The sequence below is a fragment of the Lactococcus garvieae genome, assembly GCF_016027715.1.
In the GTDB taxonomy this organism is placed as follows: domain Bacteria; phylum Bacillota; class Bacilli; order Lactobacillales; family Streptococcaceae; genus Lactococcus; species Lactococcus garvieae_A.
Genome location: NZ_CP065691.1, coordinates 1376545 through 1398018, shown reverse-complemented (window position 1 = coordinate 1398018; position 21474 = coordinate 1376545). Strand labels below are relative to the sequence as shown.

Sequence of the window (21474 nt, the reverse complement as noted above, 5' to 3'; positions counted from 1 at the left end):
GTAAAAAAATCACAGTTGAACTCTTGTTTTACTGTGATTTTGTGTTAAAATATAAGGTGAGTGTAAACTCGATAAATTGAAAATATGAATTGTGATATGTGAGGAAAGGGGTCGCTTTTATGCTAAAAAGTGGACTTTATACAGGCGTTGACATCGGTACAAACACCATCAAGGTGCTGGTAGCCGAGTACGTCTCAGATGAAATGAATATAATTGGTGTTGGAAATGCAAAATCTGATGGCCTAAAAAATGGAATTATTGTAGATATTGAAAAGGTCGCAACAGCTTTGCGTAAAGCTGTCAACGCGGCCGAAGAACGTGCGGGGATTACAATTGACAGAATCAATGTCAGTATTCCTGCAAACCAGCTCGAAATGGAAAACTGCCAAGGTATGGTACCCATCATCGGGACTTCAAAAGAAATTACAGAAGATGACGTGATGCAAACAGTGCAAAATGCGCTGATGCGTGGTGTTGTTCCGGAACGTGAAATTATTTCTGTAGAGACAACTGAGTTTACAGTGGATGATTTTACAGGTATTTCTGACCCTCGTGGCATGTTCGGTGTGCGTTTAGGTATGCGTGGTATCATTTACACAGGTCCAAAAACTCTTGTACATAATATCCGTAAGGTAGTTGAACGTGCAGGCTTGCTTGTAGAAAATCTTGTCATCGCACCACTTGCTATGTCACACTATGTTCTTTCAGAAGGTGAACGTGAGTTTGGTACAGTTATGATTGATCTCGGAGCAGGACAAACAACAGTGTCTGCAGTACGCGATCAACAATTAAAATTTGCGCATACAAGTCCAGAAGGTGGCGATTATGTAACGCGTGATATTTCTACCGTTTTAAATACTTCTTTAAGCGATGCAGAAGATTTAAAACTGAATTATGGTGAAGCCAGCACAGAACGTGCGAGCCAGGAAGAATATTTCCCAGTTGATGTAGTTGGTCAAGTAGATCCCGAAGAAATCACAGAATATTACCTGTCACAAATTATTGAAGCACGCTTAACACAAATTTTTAGTCGTGTTAAATCAGATTTGGAAAACAATCGCTCCTTGGATTATCCAGGAGGGGTAGTTCTACTTGGTGGTGCTGCGGCGATGCCAGGGACAGTTAATCTTGCTACTAAAATCATTGGCATGAATACTCGTCTTTTCGTTCCAAGTGAAATGGGCTTGCGTAACCCAGCCTTTGCTCAGGTTATCAGTGTTGTCAATTATGTTGGTGAGCGTACAGATATTGATCGTCTCGTAACACAAGCCATTGCAAGTGATAGCACTTATGTGGCTCCTTCTACACAATACGAAGAACCTGTTCTTCAATCTACTGCCCCTACGGACTATGATGAAGCAAGTAACCTCTACCAAACAGAAGCTCCTGCTCGTCCCGTTGCTCAACCAGCAGCTGAACCTGAAGAAGAAAAAGAAGGTGTTGTAGATCGCATGCGCAACATGTTCTCAAACCTTTTTGATTAAAACGACTTAATAACGGAGAAATAAAAACATGGAATTTTCATTTGATACAGAAATCGCTCAAGGCGCTGTAATTAAAGTTATCGGTGTTGGTGGCGGTGGCGGAAACGCAGTCAACCGTATGATTGAAGAAGGCGTTTCAGGCGTTGAATTCATCGTAGCTAACACTGACGTACAAGCTCTACGTAGCTCAAAAGCTGATACAGTAATCCAACTTGGCCCTAAATTGACACGTGGTCTTGGTGCTGGTGCCCAACCAGAAGTTGGTCGTCGTGCAGCTGAGGAATCAGCAGAAACTATTGCCCAATCTTTTGAAGGTGCAGATATGGTCTTCATCACTGCCGGTATGGGTGGTGGTACTGGTACAGGTGCTGCACCAGTCATCGCACAAATTGCTAAAGAAATTGGCGCTTTAACAGTAGCTGTTGTTACACGTCCATTTGGTTTTGAAGGATCAAAACGTAGCTATTTTGCAACAGAAGGTATCGAAGACCTTCGTGCGAATGTTGATACACTACTTATCATTTCAAATAACAACTTGCTTGAAATTGTAGACAAGAAAACACCTTTAACAGAAGCATTACGTGAAGCAGACAATGTCCTTCGCCAAGGTGTGCAAGGTGTAACAGACTTGATTACCAATCCAGGAATGATTAACCTTGACTTTGCCGATGTTAAGACAGTTATGGCAAATAAAGGTGATGCCCTTATGGGTATCGGAGTTGCAACTGGTGAAGATCGTGTCATCGAAGCAACTCGTAAAGCTATTTATTCACCATTGCTTGAAACAACAATTGAAGGTGCTGAAAATGTTCTTCTTAATGTTACAGGTGGTATGGATATGAGTCTTATTGAAGCACAAGATGCTTCAGAGATTGTTATTCAAGCCGCTGGTAACGATGTTAACATTTTGTTGGGAACATCTATTGATGACTCACTCAGTGACGAAATTCGTGTTACAGTAGTGGCAACTGGTGTTTCACGTGATGCAGCTGATGAGTACTTAGGATCACCTGCAACTCCCGTTGCAGAAGAACCACGTCGTCAACAACCTAGCTTTCAACATAATTCAATGAAACAAGCGTCAACACCAGCACCTCGTCCTACACAACCTTCACAAGGTCAACAAGCTCCTTCACAAAATTCAGGATCAGCTTTTGGTGATTGGGATCTTCGTCGTGATGCGTCACCGCGTCAAAATGGAAATCAAAATCGCGAAAATTCATCAAATGTAACAAGCTTCTCAGGTATTCCATCAACAGATGAAGATATCGATACACCACCATTTTTCCGTAAATAATGGGTATAGCAGAAAATGTTAAAAATATTTTGAACAAGGTAGATGTGGCGAAAGCCACATCTCCTTATTCAAATCAAGAGGTTCAGGTAATCGCCGTTACCAAGTATGTTGACGTTGCAAAAGCAACTCAGGTAGTTGAAGCGGGTATTCACCACTTAGCAGAAAATCGTACAGATTTGTTTCTTGAAAAATATAAAGCTTTGAAGGACAAAAATATTACTTGGCATCTGATTGGTAATCTACAACGTAGAAAAGTCAAAGATGTCGTTAATTTAGTGGATTATTTCCACGCTTTAGATTCCTTAAAACTTGCCAAAGAGATCGAGAAACGTGCAGAACATCGAATCCAATGCTTCTTGGAAGTTAACATTTCTGGTGAAGAGAGCAAACATGGTTTTGCTCCTGAAGCCATAAATGAAGCTTTAGAAGAAATTTCACACTTAAAAAATGTGAACATTGTCGGTTTAATGACTATGGCACCAATTGATGCTGATGATGAGCAATTGGATAACATTTTCGCTTCGATGAAGCAATTGCAAGTCGACATTGCGGCTCAGGGGATTTCTAATATTCCGTGTACTGAATTGAGTATGGGAATGAGTCGTGATTATACAAGAGCAATTCAACAAGGGGCAACTTTTGTTCGAATTGGTACAGCTTTCTTTGAATAAAGTTTGTATAAAATCTTAAGCATTGATAACGGAGGGAAGTATGGCCTTAAAAGACCAATTTGATAAATTAAAGAGATTTTTCGAAGAGGACGATGATGAATATGATGAGCCCGTTGTAGCGGCACAAAAGCCACAAGCGCAACCGCAAAAATCTTCAACAGTAAATAATACAGAAAAGAAAACAACAGGGACAAGTCGCCCAGTTCAGCAACAGGAAAGAGCGCAAGCTAAACCAGCTGGTAAACGTCCTATGTCATTTTCTTCACCCACAAATAACACTAAAACAACAGAGAAAAAAGTTCAAAAACCTATGATGAATCAAGCCACAACAAGTGCCGGACAAGTTATTGCAATCAAAGAGCCACGTGCATATTCTGATATTATGGAATCTGCCCGTATCGTAAAAAATGGAGAGTCAGTTTTGGTAAACTTCAAGTTTATGCCAGACAATCAAGCTCGCCGTTCAATCGACTTTTTGACGGGAGTAGTTTTCACACTTGATGGTGATGTTCAAAATGTTGGCGGACAAATTTTCTTACTCACCCCGGCGAATATCACAGTTGATGCTTCCCAAGAATTAAGTATCTTGGCGGGACAAAACTTTGAAAACTTCGATATTTAAAAAACTATGATTATATATATTTTAATACGACTAATTGGACTTTACACATGGGTCTTGGTAGCATATGCCTTGATGAGTTGGGTACCAAGTCTCTATAATACAGCAGTAGGCCGTTTTATTGTCAAAATCTCAAGACCATACCTCAGCTTATTTGAAGGTATTCCATTGCGCTTTGCAGGACTAGATTTTACTATTGTACTTGGTGTAATAGCTCTGCAAGTCATCCAACAAATTCTCTTGCGCTTGCTATGAGTCAAGAAAATATATATCAGCATTTTCATCCTGATGAAAAACAATTTATTGATCGAGTCTTAGACTGGATTGATAGCGTGGAAAACAATTATTCTGTAGTTACTACTTATTTTCTAAATCCTAGAGAAGTCGAAATTCTCGAATCTTTAGCAAATAAGCGGGAACTTCAGATTTTTTCTACTCAAGATATTGCAGAAACCGAATTGACTAAAATTATTTTGGCTCCAGAATTTTATCATTTAAATATTGACGATTTTGATTTGGTTTTATTAGAAATTTCTTATGCAAATAAGTACTATCATCTCAAACATTCGCAAATACTTGGTAGTTTTTTAGGACAAACAGGAATCCGTCGAACAGAGATTGGCGATATCGTTTTAAATGATGAAAGAGCACAAATTTTTGTGTCGAGACACCTGCTTGAAATTTTTCAGAAAAATATTGAAAAAATAGGTTCAGCGACAGTCCAATTTGTAGAAAAACCTTTTACAGAGCTTATTAAAACGGAAGCTACATCGATTGTAAAAGTTGTTCTCGTCTCTAGTTTGCGCATTGATAAAATCGTTGCAAGCACTTTCGAAATTTCTCGCAATATTGCCGTAAATATGTTACAATCAAGAAAGGTAAAGTTAAATTACCTTGAAATTGATAAAAAAGATTTTCCCGTGGGACAGGGTGATTTAATCAGTGTCCGCGGCCTTGGTCGCATCAAAATTCTAAGACTTTTAGGTGAGACAAAAAAAGGTAAGCAGAAAGTCGAATGTGAAATTACTAAGAATCATAAGAAAAAATAGAGTCTCTTAAGAGGTTGGAGGTACTTATGGCATTGAATAGTTTAGATGTTCAAAATAAAACATTTAACACGCAAATGCGTGGTTATAGCAAACACGAAATTGAAGAGTTTTTAGACATTATTGTTCGTGATTATGATGAGTTTGCGCAGAAAATTAAAGAACAAGATCGTGAACTCAAATCATTACGTGAACGTGTAAGATATTTTGATGATATGAAAGATTCATTGAACAAGTCAATTGTTGTGGCACAAGATGCAGCAGATAATTTGCGTGTTCAAGCACAAAGCGAGTCAAACAGTATCATTGCAGAAGCAAGCCAAAAAGGTCAATTAATCATTGAAGCTGCTAAAAAAGAAGCAGGAACGATTCTTAATCAAGCTTCTGATGACGCCCGTCGTTTGGTACGTGATACAGATGATTTAAAACGTAAGATGCGTCTTTACCATCAACGTATGACTTCAATTATTGAAGCTCAGTTAGCAAGTATTCATTCCGAAGATTGGCAAGATACGTTAGAATCTACATCCTCACATATTACAAATCCAGAAGAAAAGCTTCAAGAAATTGTGGATATGCAATTGAGTGATACATCATTATCAGGAAATGTGACACAACAAGAAGTGACAGATACTGAAAATATTGAAAAAGATACAAGTTCTGAGACTGTTGAAACATCTCAGCCAGAACCAGCAGTGGAAGAACCACAAGTTGTAGAAGAAGCTGTTACTCCAGTTGCGGAGGTGGAAGAGGAAAAACCCGAATTTCCCTCAGAAGAGACGGAAGATTCAGTTGATGAAACAAAGCCTTATCCAGTTTTTCCGGAATTGCAAACAGAAGTTCCAGAAGTAGAAACAACAGAAAATAAATAAAAATAAATTTAGGACAAGAAAAGAAAAATATATTTACAGCAAGTGAGTGTTGATGAGAGTCTCGCCTTCCCTGTTTTTCGGCTTATCACCTAGAATATTTTAAACTGAATAAAGTAAGTTTAAACGCTGTACACGTTACGTACATAAGAGTTTTCACTAAATTTACTAGTGGAAAAAATTAAGGTGGTACCACGGTCTTTCGTCCTTTTTCGAAGGCCGTTTTTTGTTTTTCTTCTTTTTATTTAAAAAATTAGAAAGAAAATATACAAGGAACCCAGTCACTTGTGGTTACTTATTTATTTGTAACTCAAAGCATTAAAAGAAAGGTATAAACTATGAAAATCAAAGATACATTAAACTTAGGGAAAACAGCTTTCCCAATGCGTGCAGGATTGCCTAATAAAGAATCCGGTTGGCAAAAAGAATGGTCAGATGCGAAGTTGTATGAAGCACGTCAAGAACTTAATGAAGGGAAGCCTTCCTTCATGCTACATGATGGACCTCCATATGCGAACGGTAACATTCATGTAGGTCATGCACTAAATAAAATCTCTAAAGATATTATTGTACGTTATAAATCAATGTCTGGTTTCCGTGCTCCATATGTACCAGGTTGGGATACACATGGCTTACCAATCGAACAGCAACTCTCAAAAGCAGGTATGAACCGTAAAGAGATGGATATGTTGGATTACCTCGAAGAATGCCGTAAATATGCCCTCAAACAAGTAGATATGCAACGTACAGATTTCAAATCCTTGGGTGTATTAGCAGATTGGGATCGCCCTTATATGACCCTCTTGCCAGAATATGAGGCTGCACAAATTCGCGTATTTGGGAAAATGGCTGAAAAAGGCTATATCTACAAAGGACAAAAACCAATCTATTGGTCACCATCATCAGAAAGCTCATTGGCGGAAGCGGAAATTGAGTATCAAGACGTACGTTCGGCATCAATCTTTGTAGCTTTTAAAGCCAAAGATGTTAAAGGAGTTTTGCCAGAAGATGCAGAGTTTGTTATCTGGACCACAACACCTTGGACACTTCCTGCTAATATGGGAATCTTTGTACATCCAGATTATGAATATTCAGTAGTTGAAGTGGGAGAACGCAAGTTCGTTGTTGCATCTGAAATGCTCAGCAAAGTAGCAGAAACTTTGGAATGGGAAAATCCTACTGTTCTCCAAACGGTTAAAGGTTCCGAAATGGATATGATGACAGCACAGCATCCATTTTACGACCGTGAATCATTAGTAATGAATGGGGATTATGTAACTCTTGATTCAGGTACAGGACTTGTTCATAGTGCACCTGGTCATGGGGAAGATGACTATTTCTTCAGTCGTAAGTACAAGCTTGAAGTTCTCTCTCCTGTGGATAACCGTGGTTATTATACTGATGAAGCTCCTGGTTTGGAAGGTATTTTCTATGATGAAGGAAATAAAGTTGTAAGTAAGTGGCTAGAAGAGAAAGGAGCTTTGCTTAAACTTGACTTCTTCACACACAGCTATCCTCATGATTGGCGTACAAAAAAACCAGTTATTTTCCGTGCAACTCCACAGTGGTTTGCTTCAATTGATGATTTCCGTGAAAACATTTTGCGTGAAATTGAACAAGTAGACTGGATTATTCCTTGGGGTAAAACACGTCTTTATAATATGGTACGTGATCGCGGAGACTGGGTTATTTCTCGTCAGCGCGCTTGGGGTGTTCCACTTCCGATCTTCTATGCAGAAAATGGGGAAGCGATTATCACACCTGAGACGATTGAACATGTTGCCAATCTTTTTGCAGAACATGGGTCAAAAGCTTGGGTAGAACGTGAAGCAAAAGACCTCTTGCCTGAAGGGTTTACTCATCCAGGTTCACCAAATGGTGAATTTACTAAAGAAAAAGACATTATGGATGTCTGGTTTGATTCGGGTTCATCATGGAATGGCGTCCTGAATGAACGCGACTATCTCTCTTATCCAGCGGATCTTTATTTGGAAGGTTCGGACCAATACCGTGGCTGGTTTAACTCATCAATCACAACTTCCGTGGCAGTTAATGGTATTTCTCCATATAAGGCTGTACTTTCACAAGGTTTTGTACTTGATGGAAAAGGCCGTAAAATGTCTAAATCAATTGGAAATACCATCTTACCATCAGATGTTACAGGAAAATTAGGAGCTGATATTCTTCGACTTTGGGTAGCCTCTGTTGATACAGAAGCAGATGTCCGTGTTTCAATGGAAATTCTTAATCAAGTTTCAGAAGTTTACCGTAAAATCCGCAATACAATGCGTTTCTTGATCGCTAACACTTCGGACTTTGATAAAAATAGAGACACAGTTTCATATGAAAAACTCCGTAGCGTAGATAAATATATGCTAGTGAAGTTTAATGAGCTCGTGAAATCAGTACGTGAAGCTTATGATTCTTATAATTTCATGAGTGTGTATAAGCAAATCATCAATTTCCTCACAAATGATTTGTCAGCTTTCTACCTTGACTTTGCAAAAGATGTTGTTTATATTGAAGCAGCCAATTCTGCAGATCGTCGTTCTATGCAAACTGTAATGTATACAATGCTTGCTGGTTTGACAAAGCTCTTGGTTCCTATCATCCCACACACAGCAGAAGAAATCTGGTCATATCTTGAAGCTGAGGAAGAAAAATTTGCGTATCTAGCAGAAATGCCTGAAGCTAAAATCTTTACTGCATCAGAAGAATTACTGGGAGAATGGGAAGCTTTCCTTGATTTCCGGGACAAGGTACTTAAGGCACTTGAAGAAGCACGAGAAGCTAAGTTAATCGGTAAATCCCTTGAAGCAAAAGTAACGGTTTATCCTAACGAAGTAGTATCAAGTCTACTTGTAAGTCTTGATGAAAACATTGCACAACTTCTTATTGTTTCTGATTTCTCTGTATCTACGGGTGTAGCACCTGAAAACGCAGTTAAATTTGATGATGTTGCAATTCTGGTAGAAGCAGCCGCTGGTCAAGTTTGTGAACGTTGCCGCCGTACAGATGAAACAGTTGGTCAAGAAGAAAATGAAAATCTTAAAAATCTATGTGCGAACTGTGCGGAAATCGTTAAAAATGAATTCCCTGAAGTTTTAACAGTTGGTTTTGAATAAAATAATAAAACCTGGCATAGCCAGGTTTTATTATTTTGTTTATATCAAACTGTGTGTCGCCGATTTTTAAAAAGCGGATAATGCCATAGCCAATGAGCTAAAGACAATAAGTAAAAGCATTGCTACGACAACCACCATTGTCACTTTTTGAAAAGTTGATTTTTGTTTCTTTTTGTAAGCCATAATTTCCTCTATTTATAATATTATTTCTTGACTCTATTCTAGCAAGAAAGAAGCAAAATGTCACTCTATTTACGAGTATCAGCTTTATTTTCTCTTGAAGTATCTTTTTTTTCTAGAAATTTTGCAAAAGGATCTTCTTGCTTCTTGAGTGTAGTAGAAGTCTTATCTGTATTTACATCCTCAGTAGATACACCTAAATCATCCATCATCTTATCAAAATCATCACGTTTTCTAAAAGTCAGTCCCATACCCTTATTTCTCCTTTACTATTTTTTATTTATTTTACTACGAATGGCCAAAAAAAGCTAGATAAATAGCAATAAAGTTTGCATTTACAGGGAAAATCCAGTATAATGTTAAGGAACGGTAGTTTGTGTAGTAACACTACTACCTATAAAAAATATATTTTTTCTCAAAGGAGACATTTTAAAATGGCTAAAGAAGTTTACGACCGTAGCAAACCGCACGTAAATATTGGTACTATCGGACACGTTGACCATGGTAAAACTACCCTCTCAGCTGCAATCTCTAAAGTATTGTCTGACAAAGGTTACTCTAAAGCGACTGATTTCGCATCTATCGATGCTGCTCCAGAAGAACGCGAACGTGGTATCACTATCAACACTGCTCACATCGAGTACGAAACTGACAAACGTCACTATGCCCACATCGATGCCCCAGGTCACGCGGACTACGTTAAAAACATGATCACTGGTGCTGCCCAAATGGACGGTGCGATCCTCGTAGTTGCTGCAACTGATGGACCAATGCCACAAACACGTGAACACATCTTGCTTTCACGTCAAGTTGGTGTTAAATACCTTATCGTATTCCTTAACAAAGCTGACCTCGTTGATGACGAAGAACTTATGGAACTCGTTGAAATGGAAGTACGTGACCTCTTGTCAGAATATGACTTCCCAGGTGACGATACTCCAGTAGTAGCTGGTTCAGCTCTTGGTGCTTTGAACGGTGAACCTCAATGGGTTGCTAAAGTTGAAGAACTTATGGACATCGTTGACGAATACATCCCAACTCCAGAACGTGACACTGACAAACCATTGTTGCTTCCAGTCGAAGACGTATTCTCAATCACTGGTCGTGGTACAGTTGCTTCAGGTCGTATCGAACGTGGTACTGTTAAAGTCAACGACGAAATCGAAATCGTTGGTATTAAAGAAGACACTAAAAAAGCTATCGTTACTGGTATCGAAATGTTCCGTAAAACACTTGACGAAGGTCTTGCCGGCGATAACGTTGGTGTACTCCTCCGTGGTGTTCAACGTGACGAAATCGAACGTGGTCAAGTTATCGCTAAACCAGGTTCAATCACTCCACACACAATGTTTGAAGGTGAAGTTTACGTATTGAGCAAAGAAGAAGGCGGACGTCACACTCCATTCTTCGACAACTACCGTCCTCAATTCTACTTCCACACAACTGACGTTACTGGTTCAGTTAAACTTCCAGAAGGTACTGAAATGGTAATGCCTGGTGATAACGTTCACATCGACGTAGAACTTATCCACCCAGTTGCCATCGAACAAGGAACTACTTTCTCTATCCGTGAAGGTGGACGTACTGTTGGTTCAGGTATCGTAGCTGAAATCAAAAAATAATTCGTAAAGAATAAAAAATTCTAACCCGTGGGTTAGATTTTTTTTATGGTAATAGTGAAGAAGGAATAAATAAAAACTCTCTTAGAGAGTTTTTATTTTTCGCTTTTTATAAACACATCCCGATCAACAAAAGTATCCATTTGGAAGTAAAATTTATCCTGAATAATCTCATTCGCATTTTTAAAAATATTGACATTGCGTAAACCGGATTTATCAGTAATAGACATCTTAAAACCAGTCAAATCAGGATTGATGATAATCTTAAGTAGAAAGCCTTGGCCAGAGTTTGGAACCTCTTCAAGCATACGTTTGAATTCAAAATTTCCGACATTATTTTGAATAAATGTTGTATCTTTAAGAGTGAATTTTTTTATATTTGGTGACAATTTATAGATGTATTTGCAGCCATCAAGTTGTTTTTCAGTGATAAAAGCCATAATTATAATGCCCTTTCTTTTAAGGTTTGAACAAAAGTACGAACGTCGTCTTCAGTGTTGAGTTCTGAAAAGGAAACACGAATGTTTTCTTTGAGTTTTGGTGATTGACTTCCATAAACAGCTTCAAGCACGTGAGAAGGATCTACTGTTCCAGCAGTACAAGCCGAACCAGTTGAGATGGCAACACCAGCTAAATCAAGTTTAGTCAGAAGTAGATCATGATTTTTTTCTGGAAACCCAAGATTAATGACGTGGGGCATCGATGGGCCGAATTCATGTTTATAAAAATTGATATCTGAAAGTTCTTCAAGAAGAAGCTCCTTCAGCATTTCAACATGTGCATAATTTTTGCTCATGTTTTCAGTAGCGATTTGTAAAGCCTTGGCCATACCCATCAGTGAATGGAGATTTTCAGTACCAGCACGTCGTTTTTCTTCTTGCTCACCGCCGTGAATGATGCTATCAAAACGGAGACCAGAACGATGGTAAAGAAAACCAACACCTTTAGGACCATGAAATTTATGCCCACTGGCTGAAAGAAAATCAATTTTTAATTCTTCAGGAAATACAGGTATTTTCCCCATTGTTTGTACAGAATCAACATGAAATACGGCTTGATGATTGTCTAAAAGTTGTCCAACTTCTTTGATGGGAAGTAATTGTCCAGTTTCGTTATTTGCCATCATCATTGAGACAAGGATTGTATCTTCACGAAGTGCATCCTCAATAAGTTGCGCAGGGAAAGCACCGTTTGATTGTGGCTGTACGAACGTAATTTCAAACCCATGTCGCTCTTGTAAATATTTTAGAGCATTCAGTACTGAAGGATGCTCCAAGGCTGTTGTAATAATATGATTTCCTTTGTGACGATTTGCTAAAGCATAACCGACTAAGGCGGTTGAGTTTGATTCACTCCCGCCAGAAGTAAAAGTAATTGTAGCAGGTGATACTTTAAGGGCTTTGGCTACTGTTTCACGCGCTTGACGCACGATTTGGCTTGCTTGGCGGCCAAAGTTATGGGTACTAGAAGGATTACCAAAGTTATTGATGAGCACATCCGTCATAACTTCAACAACTTCTGGTAATAAAGGCGTGGTCGCAGCATTATCTAGATATATAATTGTCTTTTCCTCTCTTTCGAGTAACTTCTAAACGATTTCTATAAAGGGGATTACAAGAAGTTATCTTCCATATTCTACTCGGCGTAGTTGAGTACTTACAGAATATACATTTTGGAGTATAACCTTGTTAAATCCCAATTGTATCTATCTTATCATGTTTTATATTTTTTGTCTGTAATCTTAGCACATCATCTATTAAAGGTATAGACTTATATTAGTAATCTAACTTCTTAATGTATATAATCTAATTTCAGCATTGATTTAAAAAGCCTTACAGCATCGTCATAGTTATCGTAAGAAAGGCTATAAGCTTCAAGAAATTGATAAGTGTTGATTTGCTCGATTACATCAAAGTGACTAATAAAGTCTATGACACATTCTTTTAAAGACATATTGCTAAAATCTCTTGCCTTCTTTTCTGGCTTATTTAATTCTTTTATTGCTTGTTCATTTACTTTGCATAAAAGAGTGAAAGATGTATCACAAGGGCAACCCGAGATTTCAATAAACTTTTGAAAGTTATTAAAATCGCCCCCTTCCGATATGAAAATATCCCAAAGAAACAGAATAGCTTCTCTATTAGTTCTCTTTTCTTGAGGGCTTGTGGTGTCGCACTCACCCAACCGATAACTGTCATTGTTTTTAATATGCATTAATTCATGGCATAATTTGAAAGCTTTAATCGTCGTGGGATTGAAAATCGTAATCTTTTTTCTGTTATGTGTAAGAGCATCCAATGGAAAATAGTTGTCCCCTATGACTTCAATTCCATATGCTTCAATCTCGTAAATTAGACGCTCTATCAATTCCTGTTCGTCCATAGAGCCTCCAGTCAGTCTTCCAGACGTTTACCCAAGATAAGTTTTAAAGCGGTCTTAACTTCATCGGTAAGAGGCTTTCCGTCAAAAGAAACCCACTCGTCCCAATCGACCTTATTTTCATCTACCAAATCGGCAAGGTCAATCGGTTCTTTGAGAGAAGGTTTTTCTTCACTACCTAATAAGTAGTCCACAGTGACGTGGAAAAAGTCAGCTACTAACTTTACATTATTCACGCCAGGATTTTTTCGGCCCCATTGTCTAATCGTACCATTTGCAATTCCAACTTTTTCTTCCAGCTGTCGAATAGAAATATGTTTCTGCGCTGCGAGCGCTTTTATTTTTTCGTATAAATCCAATGATATAAACCTTTCGAGTGAGTTCTTAAAACGTTGTAGAAAAAAGATACTCAATCCCTTGACAAAATAGTATCTATAATCTATAATTGTTTTTGTAAAGACTTATTGCTATTCCTAAGAAAACCATTATTACTCAAAAAATGCTGATTCATGCAAGAGAACTAACGTGTTTAATAGGCTTTTTAACTATGCTTTCATTATAGATTATTGATACTCATGTGTCAAGTGAAAATAGGGTAAATACAATAACTTTGTAAAAGTATGTAAGAAGTAGAAGTGGGAAAAGTAAAAGTACTGTATTTAAAATAGCAAGGGGGAGACATGTCAGTTAATAAATTATATGCCGTTTATGAGGGAGATAACTTCTTAGATTGTGGTACGGCTAGTGAACTTGCAGAGCGTTTTAATACAAACTTAGCAAATATATATTCAAAAGTGAGCAAAGAACGTAAGGCACGAAAAAAGGGGCAATCATTTTCTGATAATACTTTACATTGGTATTGTTTTGAAGAATAAAAATAATAAAAGAGATGTCAGATGACTTAAAGATTAGCAAAATTATATTGCCATACTTTTACACACCTGCCATCTTCTCTCATTTAGAGGAGGCTATTTAAATTAGATTAGAAAGGGAAGTACTCAAAATGGAAGAAATATTTAGACATACATGGCTACTTTTTACCGCACTCTTGAAAAACTGGCCCTCCTTGGTTATTGTGACGGGAATTTTGAGCGGTCTGTATCGCCGATTTTCCAAAAAACAACAAAGTCAGCTCAAAAATATCCAAATGCATATCAAGCGGATGGAGCTATTACAAGCCATTAATAATGATTATGGACTTCAAGTGGTGAGTGGAATATTTGATGATTATGAAGCGCTTGGAGGTAACCACTATGCTCATGATCAATTTGAAAAGTATAAAAAAAGAAAATTGGAAGAAAAATAATATTTAGTAAAATCCTCTCGGAAACAACTGGAGGAGGTGCAGTAAAAAATATCTTTTAATCAGATAATTCTTATTTGAGAGCAGAAATATTAATTTTTTTTATTAAAGGTAGTATAATATTCTAGGTAATAAAACCAATAGAACGTGTAGGATGAGAATGAAAAAAAGATTACTTCTTGTTATTGTAGGTGTATTATTTATGGATATCGGATATTTTTGGTACAGCTTTAATCATGGACATCTCAGTTATTTTGTTTCTCTTCAAAAGAATGAAGAAGTTGAAATTTCAAAGGATGAGGGTAAAGCAAATGCTGAGCTATATACTTATAAAGTCAAAGGATACAGTTCAAAGGGTGTAGAGAAAGATATTGAGCTGAAATCTAGAGAGAAATTAAAAAGCGAGGTCTATCTAGAAGTTTTATATGATAGGAAAAAAGGAGTGGTAAGTTGGAAAGAGAGAACGCGATATGAAGTTCCTAAAACAGCCCTAAAGCACTTGAAATAAAAAAAGCGACTAAGGGTCGCTTTTTTATAGATATATAATTAATCTTGGTTTTTATCAAATTTGAAGAGTGGTGATACTGGACGACCTTCATGAATACGAAGAATCGCATCAGCCAAATGTTTATCTACACTCAAGTATTTTGCATTGGCCGGTTTACGGTTTTTAGTTGCAACAGAGTCTGTGATTAATACCTCGCAGATACCAGAGTTTTCGAGTAAATCAGCAGCTGTATTTGTAAATAAACCGTGACTTGCTACAGCATAGACGTCATCTGCCCCCGCTTCACGCACAACAGATGCTGCGTTTGAGAAAGTTACACCTGTATTTAAGATATCGTCAATCAAGATAACTTTTTTACCTTCGACATTCCCAATGATGTAGCCATTTTCACGTTTTGCGTCATCATCTTCATAGTCAACGATAGCAATAGGAGATTCTAAATATTCAGCAAGGCTACGCGCACGTTTGATACCAGAATTTTTTGGCGCAACAACAACAACATCATCACCAAATAATCCTTGCTTCATGTAATATTCTGCAAATAGTGGAACAGTAAAGAGGTTATCCACAGGAATATCAAAGAAACCTTGAACTTGAACTGCATGAATATCTAAAGTCAATAGACGATCAGCACCAGCCTTTACAAGCATATCAGCGACAAGTTTAGCAGTGATAGGTTCACGACTTGAAGCAGTACGGTCTTGACGTGCATATCCAAAGTATGGCATAACGATATTGACAGAGTGTGCAGAGGCACGGACGCAAGCATCAATCATAATCAATAATTCCCAAATATTATCATTGACTGGACAACTTGTTGACTGGATAATATACACATCACGATTACGAACACTCTCTTCCATATTAATCATGATTTCTCCATCAGAAAATTGTTTTGAAGTTACTTTCCCCAATGGTACATCCATAATTTTGCTGATCTTATCAGCTAACTCCGGATTTGAGTTCAGTGAAAAAAGTTTAAGTTGTGCGTCAGAATAAGTCACAGTTTTTCTCCTATTATAATATGATATGTCTATTCTACCAAATTTGTGGGGGATTTCATAGCACCACTTACGTGAAAGGGTTCACGTAAAAATAAGATTGTGCTATAATAAGAACTAACTTAAATATACTTTACTTGAAATCAAAGCCATACCTTCTCAGAGGAGTAACGAAGCTAGATTTTAGAGTTTCAATGAGGAGGCGAAATGACGCGAACAGTCGCTTTTTTTAGTGGTTTTTATGTTCCTTTTTTCGGTGGAATAGAAAGATATACTTATAATATAGCAAAAAAGTTGATAGCACGAGGTTATCGAGTGATCATTGTCACTTCCAAGCATTCTGAAACATTATCTTATGAATCTATAGATGAAGGAATTAAAATATACCGACTGCCTATTTATGATTTTGGTAAAAGGCGTTATCCATTCCTTAAAAAGAACATCCTTTATCAAAAATTATTAAAAGAAATTAAAGAAGAAGATATCGATTACTATGTTATTAATACACGGTTTCAACTGCCTTCTCTGCTAGGAGCAACACTAGCCAAAGAGAAAGGGAAACAAGCAATTGTTATTGAGCACGGTACTACTTATCTTACAGTAAATAATAAATTATTTGATAGAATTTTGCATTGTATTGAACGTCTATTAATAGCCAAAGTGAAGAGAAATTCAAGAATCTTCTATGGTGTATCGCAAGAAGCAGCAAACTGGTTAGTAGAGTTTGGGATAGAGTCTAAGGGAGTTTTATATAATGCCATAGATAGTAGTGATTTTTTAAAATATTATCAATAAAAGAAATCTGATGGTAAAATAAGAATCAGCTATGCGGGCCGTCTACAGGCTAAGTTTAAAGGTGTGGAAACACTTTTATCTGCTTTTTCTAAATTATCACAGGAATATGATAACTTGGAGCTTACCATAGCTGGGGACGGGCCAATTTATAGTGAAATGATGTCACAGTATAACCAAAAAAACATTATCTTTTTAGGTCAAGTTTCTCATGAACGTGTAATGCAGATGAATAATGAATCAGATATTTTTGTACTTTTGTCAAAAATTGAAGGTTTTTCTACAGCTCTTTTAGAAGCAGCACTTCTAAAAAATGCCATAATTACCACTAATGTGGGAGGTGCCAAAGAGCTTTTACCAGATGAAACCTACGGCTATATTGTAGAAAATGATGAAGCAGCATTAATTGAAGCATTACGTGATCTAATTACTCATCCCCAAAAATGTGTGAATATGCAAAACAAAGTTTCAGAGCGAGTCTTGCAAAACTTCACTTGGGAAAATACTGCAGATGAATTTGAAACAGCATTTCTTGAATTATAAAATAAAAAAACGAGTTGAAAAATTCAGCTTGTTTTTTGATGGTTTGATTGAAGTATTAGGTTATGAGAAGTTGATACGAAGCATGGTAAAATAAGACTTGTAATTAGACAAGAGATAGGTAAGAATTATAAAAATATAAAGTTATAAAAGTACAATCACAATCAGTATAAGCCACGGAGTAAGGAAGGAAAGAATGAAAAATAAAATATTTAAATCAATCACACTACTGATTCTAGCATTAAGTTTATCCGCTTGTGCTAAAAATACACGAGATATAAAAGAAGCAACGACAGCAGAAATAACTGTTACAACGCCCCAAGGTGAAAAGATAACTATCCCCAAAGATGTCAGCCGAGTTGTTTCACTCTCGCCAGCGGTTACACAAGTGATTGATGAACTTGGACAGAAAAAGAAGTTGATTGCGGTGGACAGCCAAAGTCCCAAGTATGTTAAGGGATTAGATAAGCTAGACCAAACAGATATTATGAGTTTGGATCTGGAAAAAATATTGGCGCTAAAACCAGAGCTATTATTTGTAACAGATCTGACGATGTTCCAATCTTCAGATGCGATAAAGAAAATTCAAGAAAAAGGGACAAAAGTTATTGTGTTACCTTCAGAAAAGAGTCTGGCGGAGATTGAGAGCAATATCAAACTTGTTGCCACAAGCTTAGATCAAAAAGCAAGTGGGGAAAAAATCGTCTCTCAAATGGAGAAAGAGATTGCAGATATAAAAAAACAAGCAGAATCAATAACGAACCGAAAATCTGTATTATTTCAAATTGCTGCCTCTCCAGAAATTTATAGCATGGGAAAAGAAACCTTTATTAATGAGATGATTGAGGACATCGGAGCTACTAATGTCATGGCAAAAGAAACAGGATCAATCAAAGTGTCCGAAGAAGCTGCTATTATGTCCAATCCCGATGTGATTCTAACGAATGTTAATTATATCCCTCATCCAGTGGATGATATTCTTCAAATGAAAAGTTGGGCGGAAGTGAAAGCAGTGAAAAACAAGGACGTTTATGCAATAGACAATGAGAGAAGTTCCCTACCTAATCATCATGTCGTCCAAGCAATGAAAGAAATGGCAAAAGTGGTATATCCAGATGTTTTCAAGAATATTAAGTAAAAAAAAGTTTGCTTTAATACTCTTTCTCCTTATTTTATCCTTATTTGTAATAGTGGTTAGTGTCAGTATGGGAAGTGCACCAATATCTTTAGGGGACTTGATGAGAATAGGGACAGGAGGAGCGGAAAATGTATCTCCGCTTTTGAAAAGCATTCTTGTTGAGGTGCGAATACCTCGTGTATTGCTCAGTTTTTTGACTGGTTTAGCACTTGGAGCCAGTGGAACCGTAATGCAATCTCTATTGCAAAATCCTCTGGCCTCCTCTTATACTCTAGGCGTTTCTTCTGGGGCATCTTTGGGGGCTTCTATTGTAATGATGTCCGGACTTAGTCTCATGACACCTGCTCTTGCAATGAGTGCGGGTGGCTTTGTCTTTGGACTGATAACAGTGTTCTTAGTTTTAATTCTCGCTCAACGCTTTTCTAAAGCGATGGATAATCAGACAATTATCCTTGTAGGGATGGTTTTCTCCTTGTTTATCAATTCTTTTTTAACGATGCTCATGACTTTTTCACCAGATTATATGCAACGCATTATTTTTTGGCAGCTGGGAAGCTTTTCTGGAGCTTCTTGGTCTAATGTGCAGCTTCTTTTTGTTATATTATTATTCAGTTTCTTTTTCTTACTTTATTTTCACAGAGAAATGGATATTTTAAGTTTTGGGGATGAATTCGCCTTGAGCCAAGGTGTGGAAGTGAGACGAACGAAGTGGATTTTAATTAGTCTATCGACTTTATTAACTGGCGTTAGTGTAGCTATGACAGGAGTTATCGGTTTTATTGATCTGATCGCACCCCATATGGCTCGCCGCCTCTTTGGCTCTACACACAAATGGGTTTTACCTAGCTCAGCCCTTCTAGGAGGACTACTTTGTGTAGTTGCAGATACGCTAGCTAGAAGTGTTCTTTCTCCAAGAGAAGTTCCTATAGGAGCTGTAACCGCTCTGGTTGGGGCACCATTTTTCTGCTATATTTTCTTTAGAAAAGGAAAAGAATGATATGTTAGAAATAAAAAATTTAGCAGTTGCTTATGATAATAAAAAAGTACTCCAAGAAATAAATTTTTCAGTAGAAACTGGCCAACGGCTCGCAATTATTGGGCCCAATGGTAGCGGGAAAACAACTCTCTTAAAGGGTATTCTTGGTCTAATAGAACATCAAGGCCAAATCAAGTTTAATAACCGATCACTTTCCTCTTTTAAGAGACTTGAACGTGCAGAAAAAGTTGCCCTTTTGTCGCAAAATCCGACCCTATATTTTTCCTACACAGTTTATGAAACCTTAATGATGGGGCTCTATACTCAGCTACGAAAAAGATTCATGGCTGTGGCGGGGCGAGAAGATAAAGAGCGCGTTCTACAGGTGATGAAGGAACTCAACCTGTACGAAATAAGAAAGAGACAGCTTTCTACCCTTTCAGGAGGACAATTACAGCGGGTGTTTTTTGCTCGCACCCTTTTACAAAATCCTGATATCATTTTATTAGATGAGCCAAATAACCATTTAGATATATATTATCAGTTGGAAATGTTACGCTATCTAGATAAATATTTAGACCAAGAAAAAACAGTGATTGCTGTTTTTCATGATATTAATTTAGCACTTTCTTTCTCGGAAAATATTTTGGTATTGAAAGAAGGTAAAGTCTTATCTCATGGAAAAGCCGAAGAAATACTCACAAGAGATTTTTTGATACAACTCTACCAGACAGATGTTTTAGATTACATGCTGAAGAAACATACATTTTGGCAAAAAATTGAGGAGAAAAAGAAGAGTTAAAATTTTAACAGATGCTATTAAAAATACTTTTGGGCGCAAAATCTATAAAAACTAGCCTCCTAATTTGGAGGCTAGTTTTTTCATTGGGTATGAATTTTCTTTTTAGCGGCTTCAATCATTCTTGCTTTTTTTTCAAAGGCTCGCTCGAAGAAAGTATGGGAACCAAACTTTTCAGACAAGAAATCTTGCATATGTTGGTAGTTTGCTTCCATGTCTAAGATGTTGATAAGGCTAGGACGATCCGAAATACTGTCAGTGTTACTGAACTGATTATAATGATAGAGCGGTTTACATAAATAGGCAATCTTATGAGAAAAGAAGTAAAGCTGCGTGTTGATATAAACATCTTCTCCCATACTTTCAGCTTGAAAAGTCACTTGATCAAAAACTTCTTTTTTTACTAAACGATTCCAGAGCATATTGCCAAAGGCAAAGCTTCGTCCTTTAATACGCTTCAGTGATTGATTTTCTTCTAAAATTTTTGGTGCGTGCATGATTGTCCCATTTTTGTAGTAATCACAGTAGACCATATCGTAAGAGGGATCTTGTTGTGCGAAATGATACAAGTCTTCAAGCATAGTAGGTTCAATCCAATCATCACTGTCAATACAAAGAACATAAGTGCCTTTTGCTTTTTTTAGGGCATCACGCCGAGCAAAAGAAGAACCTTGGTTCTGAGCTTTATCAATAAGGTGAATACGAGAATCCCTATTTAGATAGTCTTTGACAATCATTAAAGAACGATCTGTGGAGGCGTCATCCACACAGATAATTTCGAAATTTTGATATGTCTGATTTAGAATACTATCGAGGCATTTTTCTAAACTGTGCTGTGCATTATAAATGGGAAGCAAGATAGAAATTTTTTCCTGTGTCGAAGGTTTGTTTTTGAGCTGATTTAAAATTTTTTGATGTTGTCTTCTTTTGTAGTTAGCGCGTGTTTCAAACAGGAGTATTTTTTTAGCAGCAGGAGTAATAAGGGCAGAAAGCTTCATTTGAGTCCTTTAAAAAATTAGTATTGTTTAAATATTATAACATATGCCTAACATAAGTAAGTCGGATATTGAGGAAGAATCATAATTTTGCTATACTTAGATGTTATATAGCATCAAAATGCTACTAAGG

At 37.2% G+C, this 21474-nt stretch carries 25 protein-coding genes; 17 read left to right on the top strand and 8 right to left on the bottom strand.

Annotation, left to right across the window (positions count from 1 at the left end):
• Nucleotides 1-119 precede the first annotated feature (119 nt).
• The 8 genes from ftsA to ileS all read left to right on the top strand — a co-directional run bounded on the left by ftsA (nt 120) and on the right by ileS (nt 9111).
• On the top strand, nt 120-1484 hold the full coding sequence (gene ftsA, locus I6G50_RS07055; RefSeq protein WP_004259440.1) for a cell division protein FtsA: 1365 nt from the start codon (nt 120-122) through the stop codon (nt 1482-1484).
• Nucleotides 1485-1512: 28 nt separating this feature from the next.
• Nucleotides 1513-2781, top strand: coding sequence for a cell division protein FtsZ (gene ftsZ / locus I6G50_RS07050; RefSeq protein ID WP_081168627.1), 1269 nt, complete (start codon nt 1513-1515; stop codon nt 2779-2781).
• Complete coding sequence (locus tag I6G50_RS07045; protein WP_197908349.1) at nt 2781-3452, top strand: YggS family pyridoxal phosphate-dependent enzyme; 672 nt, start codon at nt 2781-2783, stop codon at nt 3450-3452. The genes ftsZ and I6G50_RS07045 overlap by 1 nt, the downstream gene beginning before the upstream one ends.
• 40 nt (nt 3453-3492) lie before the next feature.
• Nucleotides 3493-4074: a cell division protein SepF gene (locus I6G50_RS07040; RefSeq protein WP_004259429.1), complete on the top strand. Its 582-nt coding sequence runs from the start codon at nt 3493-3495 to the stop codon at nt 4072-4074.
• 6 nt (nt 4075-4080) lie between these two features.
• Nucleotides 4081-4326 carry a YggT family protein gene (locus tag I6G50_RS07035; RefSeq protein ID WP_042753038.1) on the top strand — a complete coding sequence of 82 codons (246 nt, stop codon included), beginning with the start codon at nt 4081-4083 and terminating at the stop codon, nt 4324-4326.
• Nucleotides 4323-5120 (top strand): RNA-binding protein, encoded by a 798-nt coding sequence (locus I6G50_RS07030; RefSeq protein ID WP_004259422.1) that lies wholly within the window; start codon nt 4323-4325, stop codon nt 5118-5120. The genes I6G50_RS07035 and I6G50_RS07030 overlap by 4 nt, the downstream gene beginning before the upstream one ends.
• 26 nt (nt 5121-5146) lie before the next feature.
• On the top strand, nt 5147-5989 hold the full coding sequence (locus I6G50_RS07025) for a DivIVA domain-containing protein (protein ID WP_197908348.1): 843 nt from the start codon (nt 5147-5149) through the stop codon (nt 5987-5989).
• A gap of 335 nt (nt 5990-6324) precedes the next feature.
• Entirely contained in the window at nt 6325-9111 is a 2787-nt protein-coding gene (gene ileS, locus I6G50_RS07020; protein WP_197908347.1) for an isoleucine--tRNA ligase, read from the top strand.
• 66 nt (nt 9112-9177) lie between these two features.
• On the opposite strand, the gene I6G50_RS07015 is transcribed toward ileS, so the two are convergent.
• Nucleotides 9178-9294: a DUF4044 domain-containing protein gene (locus I6G50_RS07015; RefSeq protein WP_004259413.1), complete on the bottom strand. Its 117-nt coding sequence runs from the start codon at nt 9292-9294 to the stop codon at nt 9178-9180.
• 65 nt (nt 9295-9359) lie between these two features.
• A complete protein-coding gene (locus I6G50_RS07010) occupies nt 9360-9542 on the bottom strand; it encodes an SPJ_0845 family protein (RefSeq protein ID WP_081168635.1) in 183 nt (60 codons plus the stop codon).
• A gap of 183 nt (nt 9543-9725) precedes the next feature.
• Here I6G50_RS07010 and tuf point away from each other — a divergent pair, with 183 nt between their 5' ends.
• Nucleotides 9726-10913: an elongation factor Tu gene (gene tuf / locus I6G50_RS07005; RefSeq protein ID WP_004259403.1), complete on the top strand. Its 1188-nt coding sequence runs from the start codon at nt 9726-9728 to the stop codon at nt 10911-10913.
• 92 nt (nt 10914-11005) lie between these two features.
• Here the strand turns inward: tuf and I6G50_RS07000 are convergent, their stop codons facing one another.
• The 4 genes from I6G50_RS07000 to I6G50_RS06985 all read right to left on the bottom strand — a co-directional run bounded on the left by I6G50_RS07000 (nt 11006) and on the right by I6G50_RS06985 (nt 13648).
• A complete protein-coding gene (locus I6G50_RS07000; protein ID WP_197908346.1) occupies nt 11006-11350 on the bottom strand; it encodes a DUF1831 domain-containing protein in 345 nt (114 codons plus the stop codon).
• A gap of 2 nt (nt 11351-11352) precedes the next feature.
• Nucleotides 11353-12471 (bottom strand): cysteine desulfurase family protein, encoded by a 1119-nt coding sequence (locus I6G50_RS06995; RefSeq protein WP_197909420.1) that lies wholly within the window; start codon nt 12469-12471, stop codon nt 11353-11355.
• 230 nt (nt 12472-12701) lie between these two features.
• A complete protein-coding gene (locus tag I6G50_RS06990) occupies nt 12702-13292 on the bottom strand; it encodes a hypothetical protein (protein WP_004259394.1) in 591 nt (196 codons plus the stop codon).
• Nucleotides 13293-13303: 11 nt separating this feature from the next.
• Nucleotides 13304-13648, bottom strand: coding sequence for a helix-turn-helix domain-containing protein (locus I6G50_RS06985; protein WP_197908345.1), 345 nt, complete (start codon nt 13646-13648; stop codon nt 13304-13306).
• 321 nt (nt 13649-13969) lie between these two features.
• Between I6G50_RS06985 and I6G50_RS06980 the strand changes: the two genes are divergently transcribed.
• From I6G50_RS06980 to I6G50_RS06970, 3 genes are all read left to right on the top strand, one after another.
• Nucleotides 13970-14164, top strand: coding sequence for a hypothetical protein (locus I6G50_RS06980; protein WP_004259387.1), 195 nt, complete (start codon nt 13970-13972; stop codon nt 14162-14164).
• Nucleotides 14165-14292: 128 nt separating this feature from the next.
• Nucleotides 14293-14595 (top strand): hypothetical protein, encoded by a 303-nt coding sequence (locus I6G50_RS06975; RefSeq protein ID WP_081168645.1) that lies wholly within the window; start codon nt 14293-14295, stop codon nt 14593-14595.
• 157 nt (nt 14596-14752) lie between these two features.
• Nucleotides 14753-15100, top strand: coding sequence for a YxeA family protein (locus tag I6G50_RS06970; RefSeq protein ID WP_004259379.1), 348 nt, complete (start codon nt 14753-14755; stop codon nt 15098-15100).
• Between the two features lie 38 nt (nt 15101-15138).
• Here I6G50_RS06970 and I6G50_RS06965 read toward each other — a convergent pair whose 3' ends face one another.
• Nucleotides 15139-16104, bottom strand: coding sequence for a ribose-phosphate diphosphokinase (locus tag I6G50_RS06965; RefSeq protein ID WP_004259375.1), 966 nt, complete (start codon nt 16102-16104; stop codon nt 15139-15141).
• 204 nt (nt 16105-16308) lie between these two features.
• Here I6G50_RS06965 and I6G50_RS10530 point away from each other — a divergent pair, with 204 nt between their 5' ends.
• The 5 genes from I6G50_RS10530 (at nt 16309) to I6G50_RS06945 (ending at nt 20349) form a co-directional block, all read left to right on the top strand.
• A complete protein-coding gene (locus tag I6G50_RS10530; protein ID WP_232252341.1) occupies nt 16309-16896 on the top strand; it encodes a glycosyltransferase family 4 protein in 588 nt (195 codons plus the stop codon).
• A gap of 63 nt (nt 16897-16959) precedes the next feature.
• A complete protein-coding gene (locus I6G50_RS10525; protein WP_232252340.1) occupies nt 16960-17436 on the top strand; it encodes a glycosyltransferase family 4 protein in 477 nt (158 codons plus the stop codon).
• Between the two features lie 193 nt (nt 17437-17629).
• Nucleotides 17630-18571, top strand: coding sequence for an ABC transporter substrate-binding protein (locus I6G50_RS06955; protein ID WP_004259363.1), 942 nt, complete (start codon nt 17630-17632; stop codon nt 18569-18571).
• Entirely contained in the window at nt 18549-19568 is a 1020-nt protein-coding gene (locus tag I6G50_RS06950) for a FecCD family ABC transporter permease (RefSeq protein ID WP_197908344.1), read from the top strand. Before I6G50_RS06955 ends, I6G50_RS06950 begins: the two co-directional genes overlap by 23 nt.
• 1 nt (nt 19569) lies before the next feature.
• Entirely contained in the window at nt 19570-20349 is a 780-nt protein-coding gene (locus I6G50_RS06945; RefSeq protein WP_197908343.1) for an ABC transporter ATP-binding protein, read from the top strand.
• A gap of 80 nt (nt 20350-20429) precedes the next feature.
• Here I6G50_RS06945 and I6G50_RS06940 read toward each other — a convergent pair whose 3' ends face one another.
• A complete protein-coding gene (locus I6G50_RS06940) occupies nt 20430-21344 on the bottom strand; it encodes a glycosyltransferase family 2 protein (protein WP_197908342.1) in 915 nt (304 codons plus the stop codon).
• Nucleotides 21345-21474: the final 130 nt, after the last annotated feature.

Bases quoted from the DNA above. Each gene is read 5' to 3' on its own strand.
- I6G50_RS06955 (WP_004259363.1), top strand. From the start codon at position 17,630: ATGAAAAATAAAATATTTAAATCAATCACACTACTGATTCTAGCATTA.
- tuf (WP_004259403.1), top strand. From the start codon at position 9,726: ATGGCTAAAGAAGTTTACGACCGTAGCAAACCGCACGTAAATATTGGT.
- I6G50_RS06990 (WP_004259394.1), bottom strand. From the start codon at position 13,292: ATGGACGAACAGGAATTGATAGAGCGTCTAATTTACGAGATTGAAGCA.
- ftsA (WP_004259440.1), top strand. From the start codon at position 120: ATGCTAAAAAGTGGACTTTATACAGGCGTTGACATCGGTACAAACACC.
- I6G50_RS07015 (WP_004259413.1), bottom strand. From the start codon at position 9,294: ATGGCTTACAAAAAGAAACAAAAATCAACTTTTCAAAAAGTGACAATG.
- I6G50_RS07045 (WP_197908349.1), top strand. From the start codon at position 2,781: ATGGGTATAGCAGAAAATGTTAAAAATATTTTGAACAAGGTAGATGTG.
- ftsZ (WP_081168627.1), top strand. From the start codon at position 1,513: ATGGAATTTTCATTTGATACAGAAATCGCTCAAGGCGCTGTAATTAAA.
- I6G50_RS06970 (WP_004259379.1), top strand. From the start codon at position 14,753: ATGAAAAAAAGATTACTTCTTGTTATTGTAGGTGTATTATTTATGGAT.
- ileS (WP_197908347.1), top strand. From the start codon at position 6,325: ATGAAAATCAAAGATACATTAAACTTAGGGAAAACAGCTTTCCCAATG.
- I6G50_RS10530 (WP_232252341.1), top strand. From the start codon at position 16,309: ATGACGCGAACAGTCGCTTTTTTTAGTGGTTTTTATGTTCCTTTTTTC.
- I6G50_RS07035 (WP_042753038.1), top strand. From the start codon at position 4,081: ATGATTATATATATTTTAATACGACTAATTGGACTTTACACATGGGTC.
- I6G50_RS07030 (WP_004259422.1), top strand. From the start codon at position 4,323: ATGAGTCAAGAAAATATATATCAGCATTTTCATCCTGATGAAAAACAA.
- I6G50_RS07025 (WP_197908348.1), top strand. From the start codon at position 5,147: ATGGCATTGAATAGTTTAGATGTTCAAAATAAAACATTTAACACGCAA.
- I6G50_RS07010 (WP_081168635.1), bottom strand. From the start codon at position 9,542: ATGGGACTGACTTTTAGAAAACGTGATGATTTTGATAAGATGATGGAT.
- I6G50_RS06950 (WP_197908344.1), top strand. From the start codon at position 18,549: ATGTTTTCAAGAATATTAAGTAAAAAAAAGTTTGCTTTAATACTCTTT.
- I6G50_RS06940 (WP_197908342.1), bottom strand. From the start codon at position 21,344: ATGAAGCTTTCTGCCCTTATTACTCCTGCTGCTAAAAAAATACTCCTG.
- I6G50_RS07000 (WP_197908346.1), bottom strand. From the start codon at position 11,350: ATGGCTTTTATCACTGAAAAACAACTTGATGGCTGCAAATACATCTAT.
- I6G50_RS07040 (WP_004259429.1), top strand. From the start codon at position 3,493: ATGGCCTTAAAAGACCAATTTGATAAATTAAAGAGATTTTTCGAAGAG.
- I6G50_RS06945 (WP_197908343.1), top strand. From the start codon at position 19,570: ATGTTAGAAATAAAAAATTTAGCAGTTGCTTATGATAATAAAAAAGTA.
- I6G50_RS06975 (WP_081168645.1), top strand. From the start codon at position 14,293: ATGGAAGAAATATTTAGACATACATGGCTACTTTTTACCGCACTCTTG.
- I6G50_RS06980 (WP_004259387.1), top strand. From the start codon at position 13,970: ATGTCAGTTAATAAATTATATGCCGTTTATGAGGGAGATAACTTCTTA.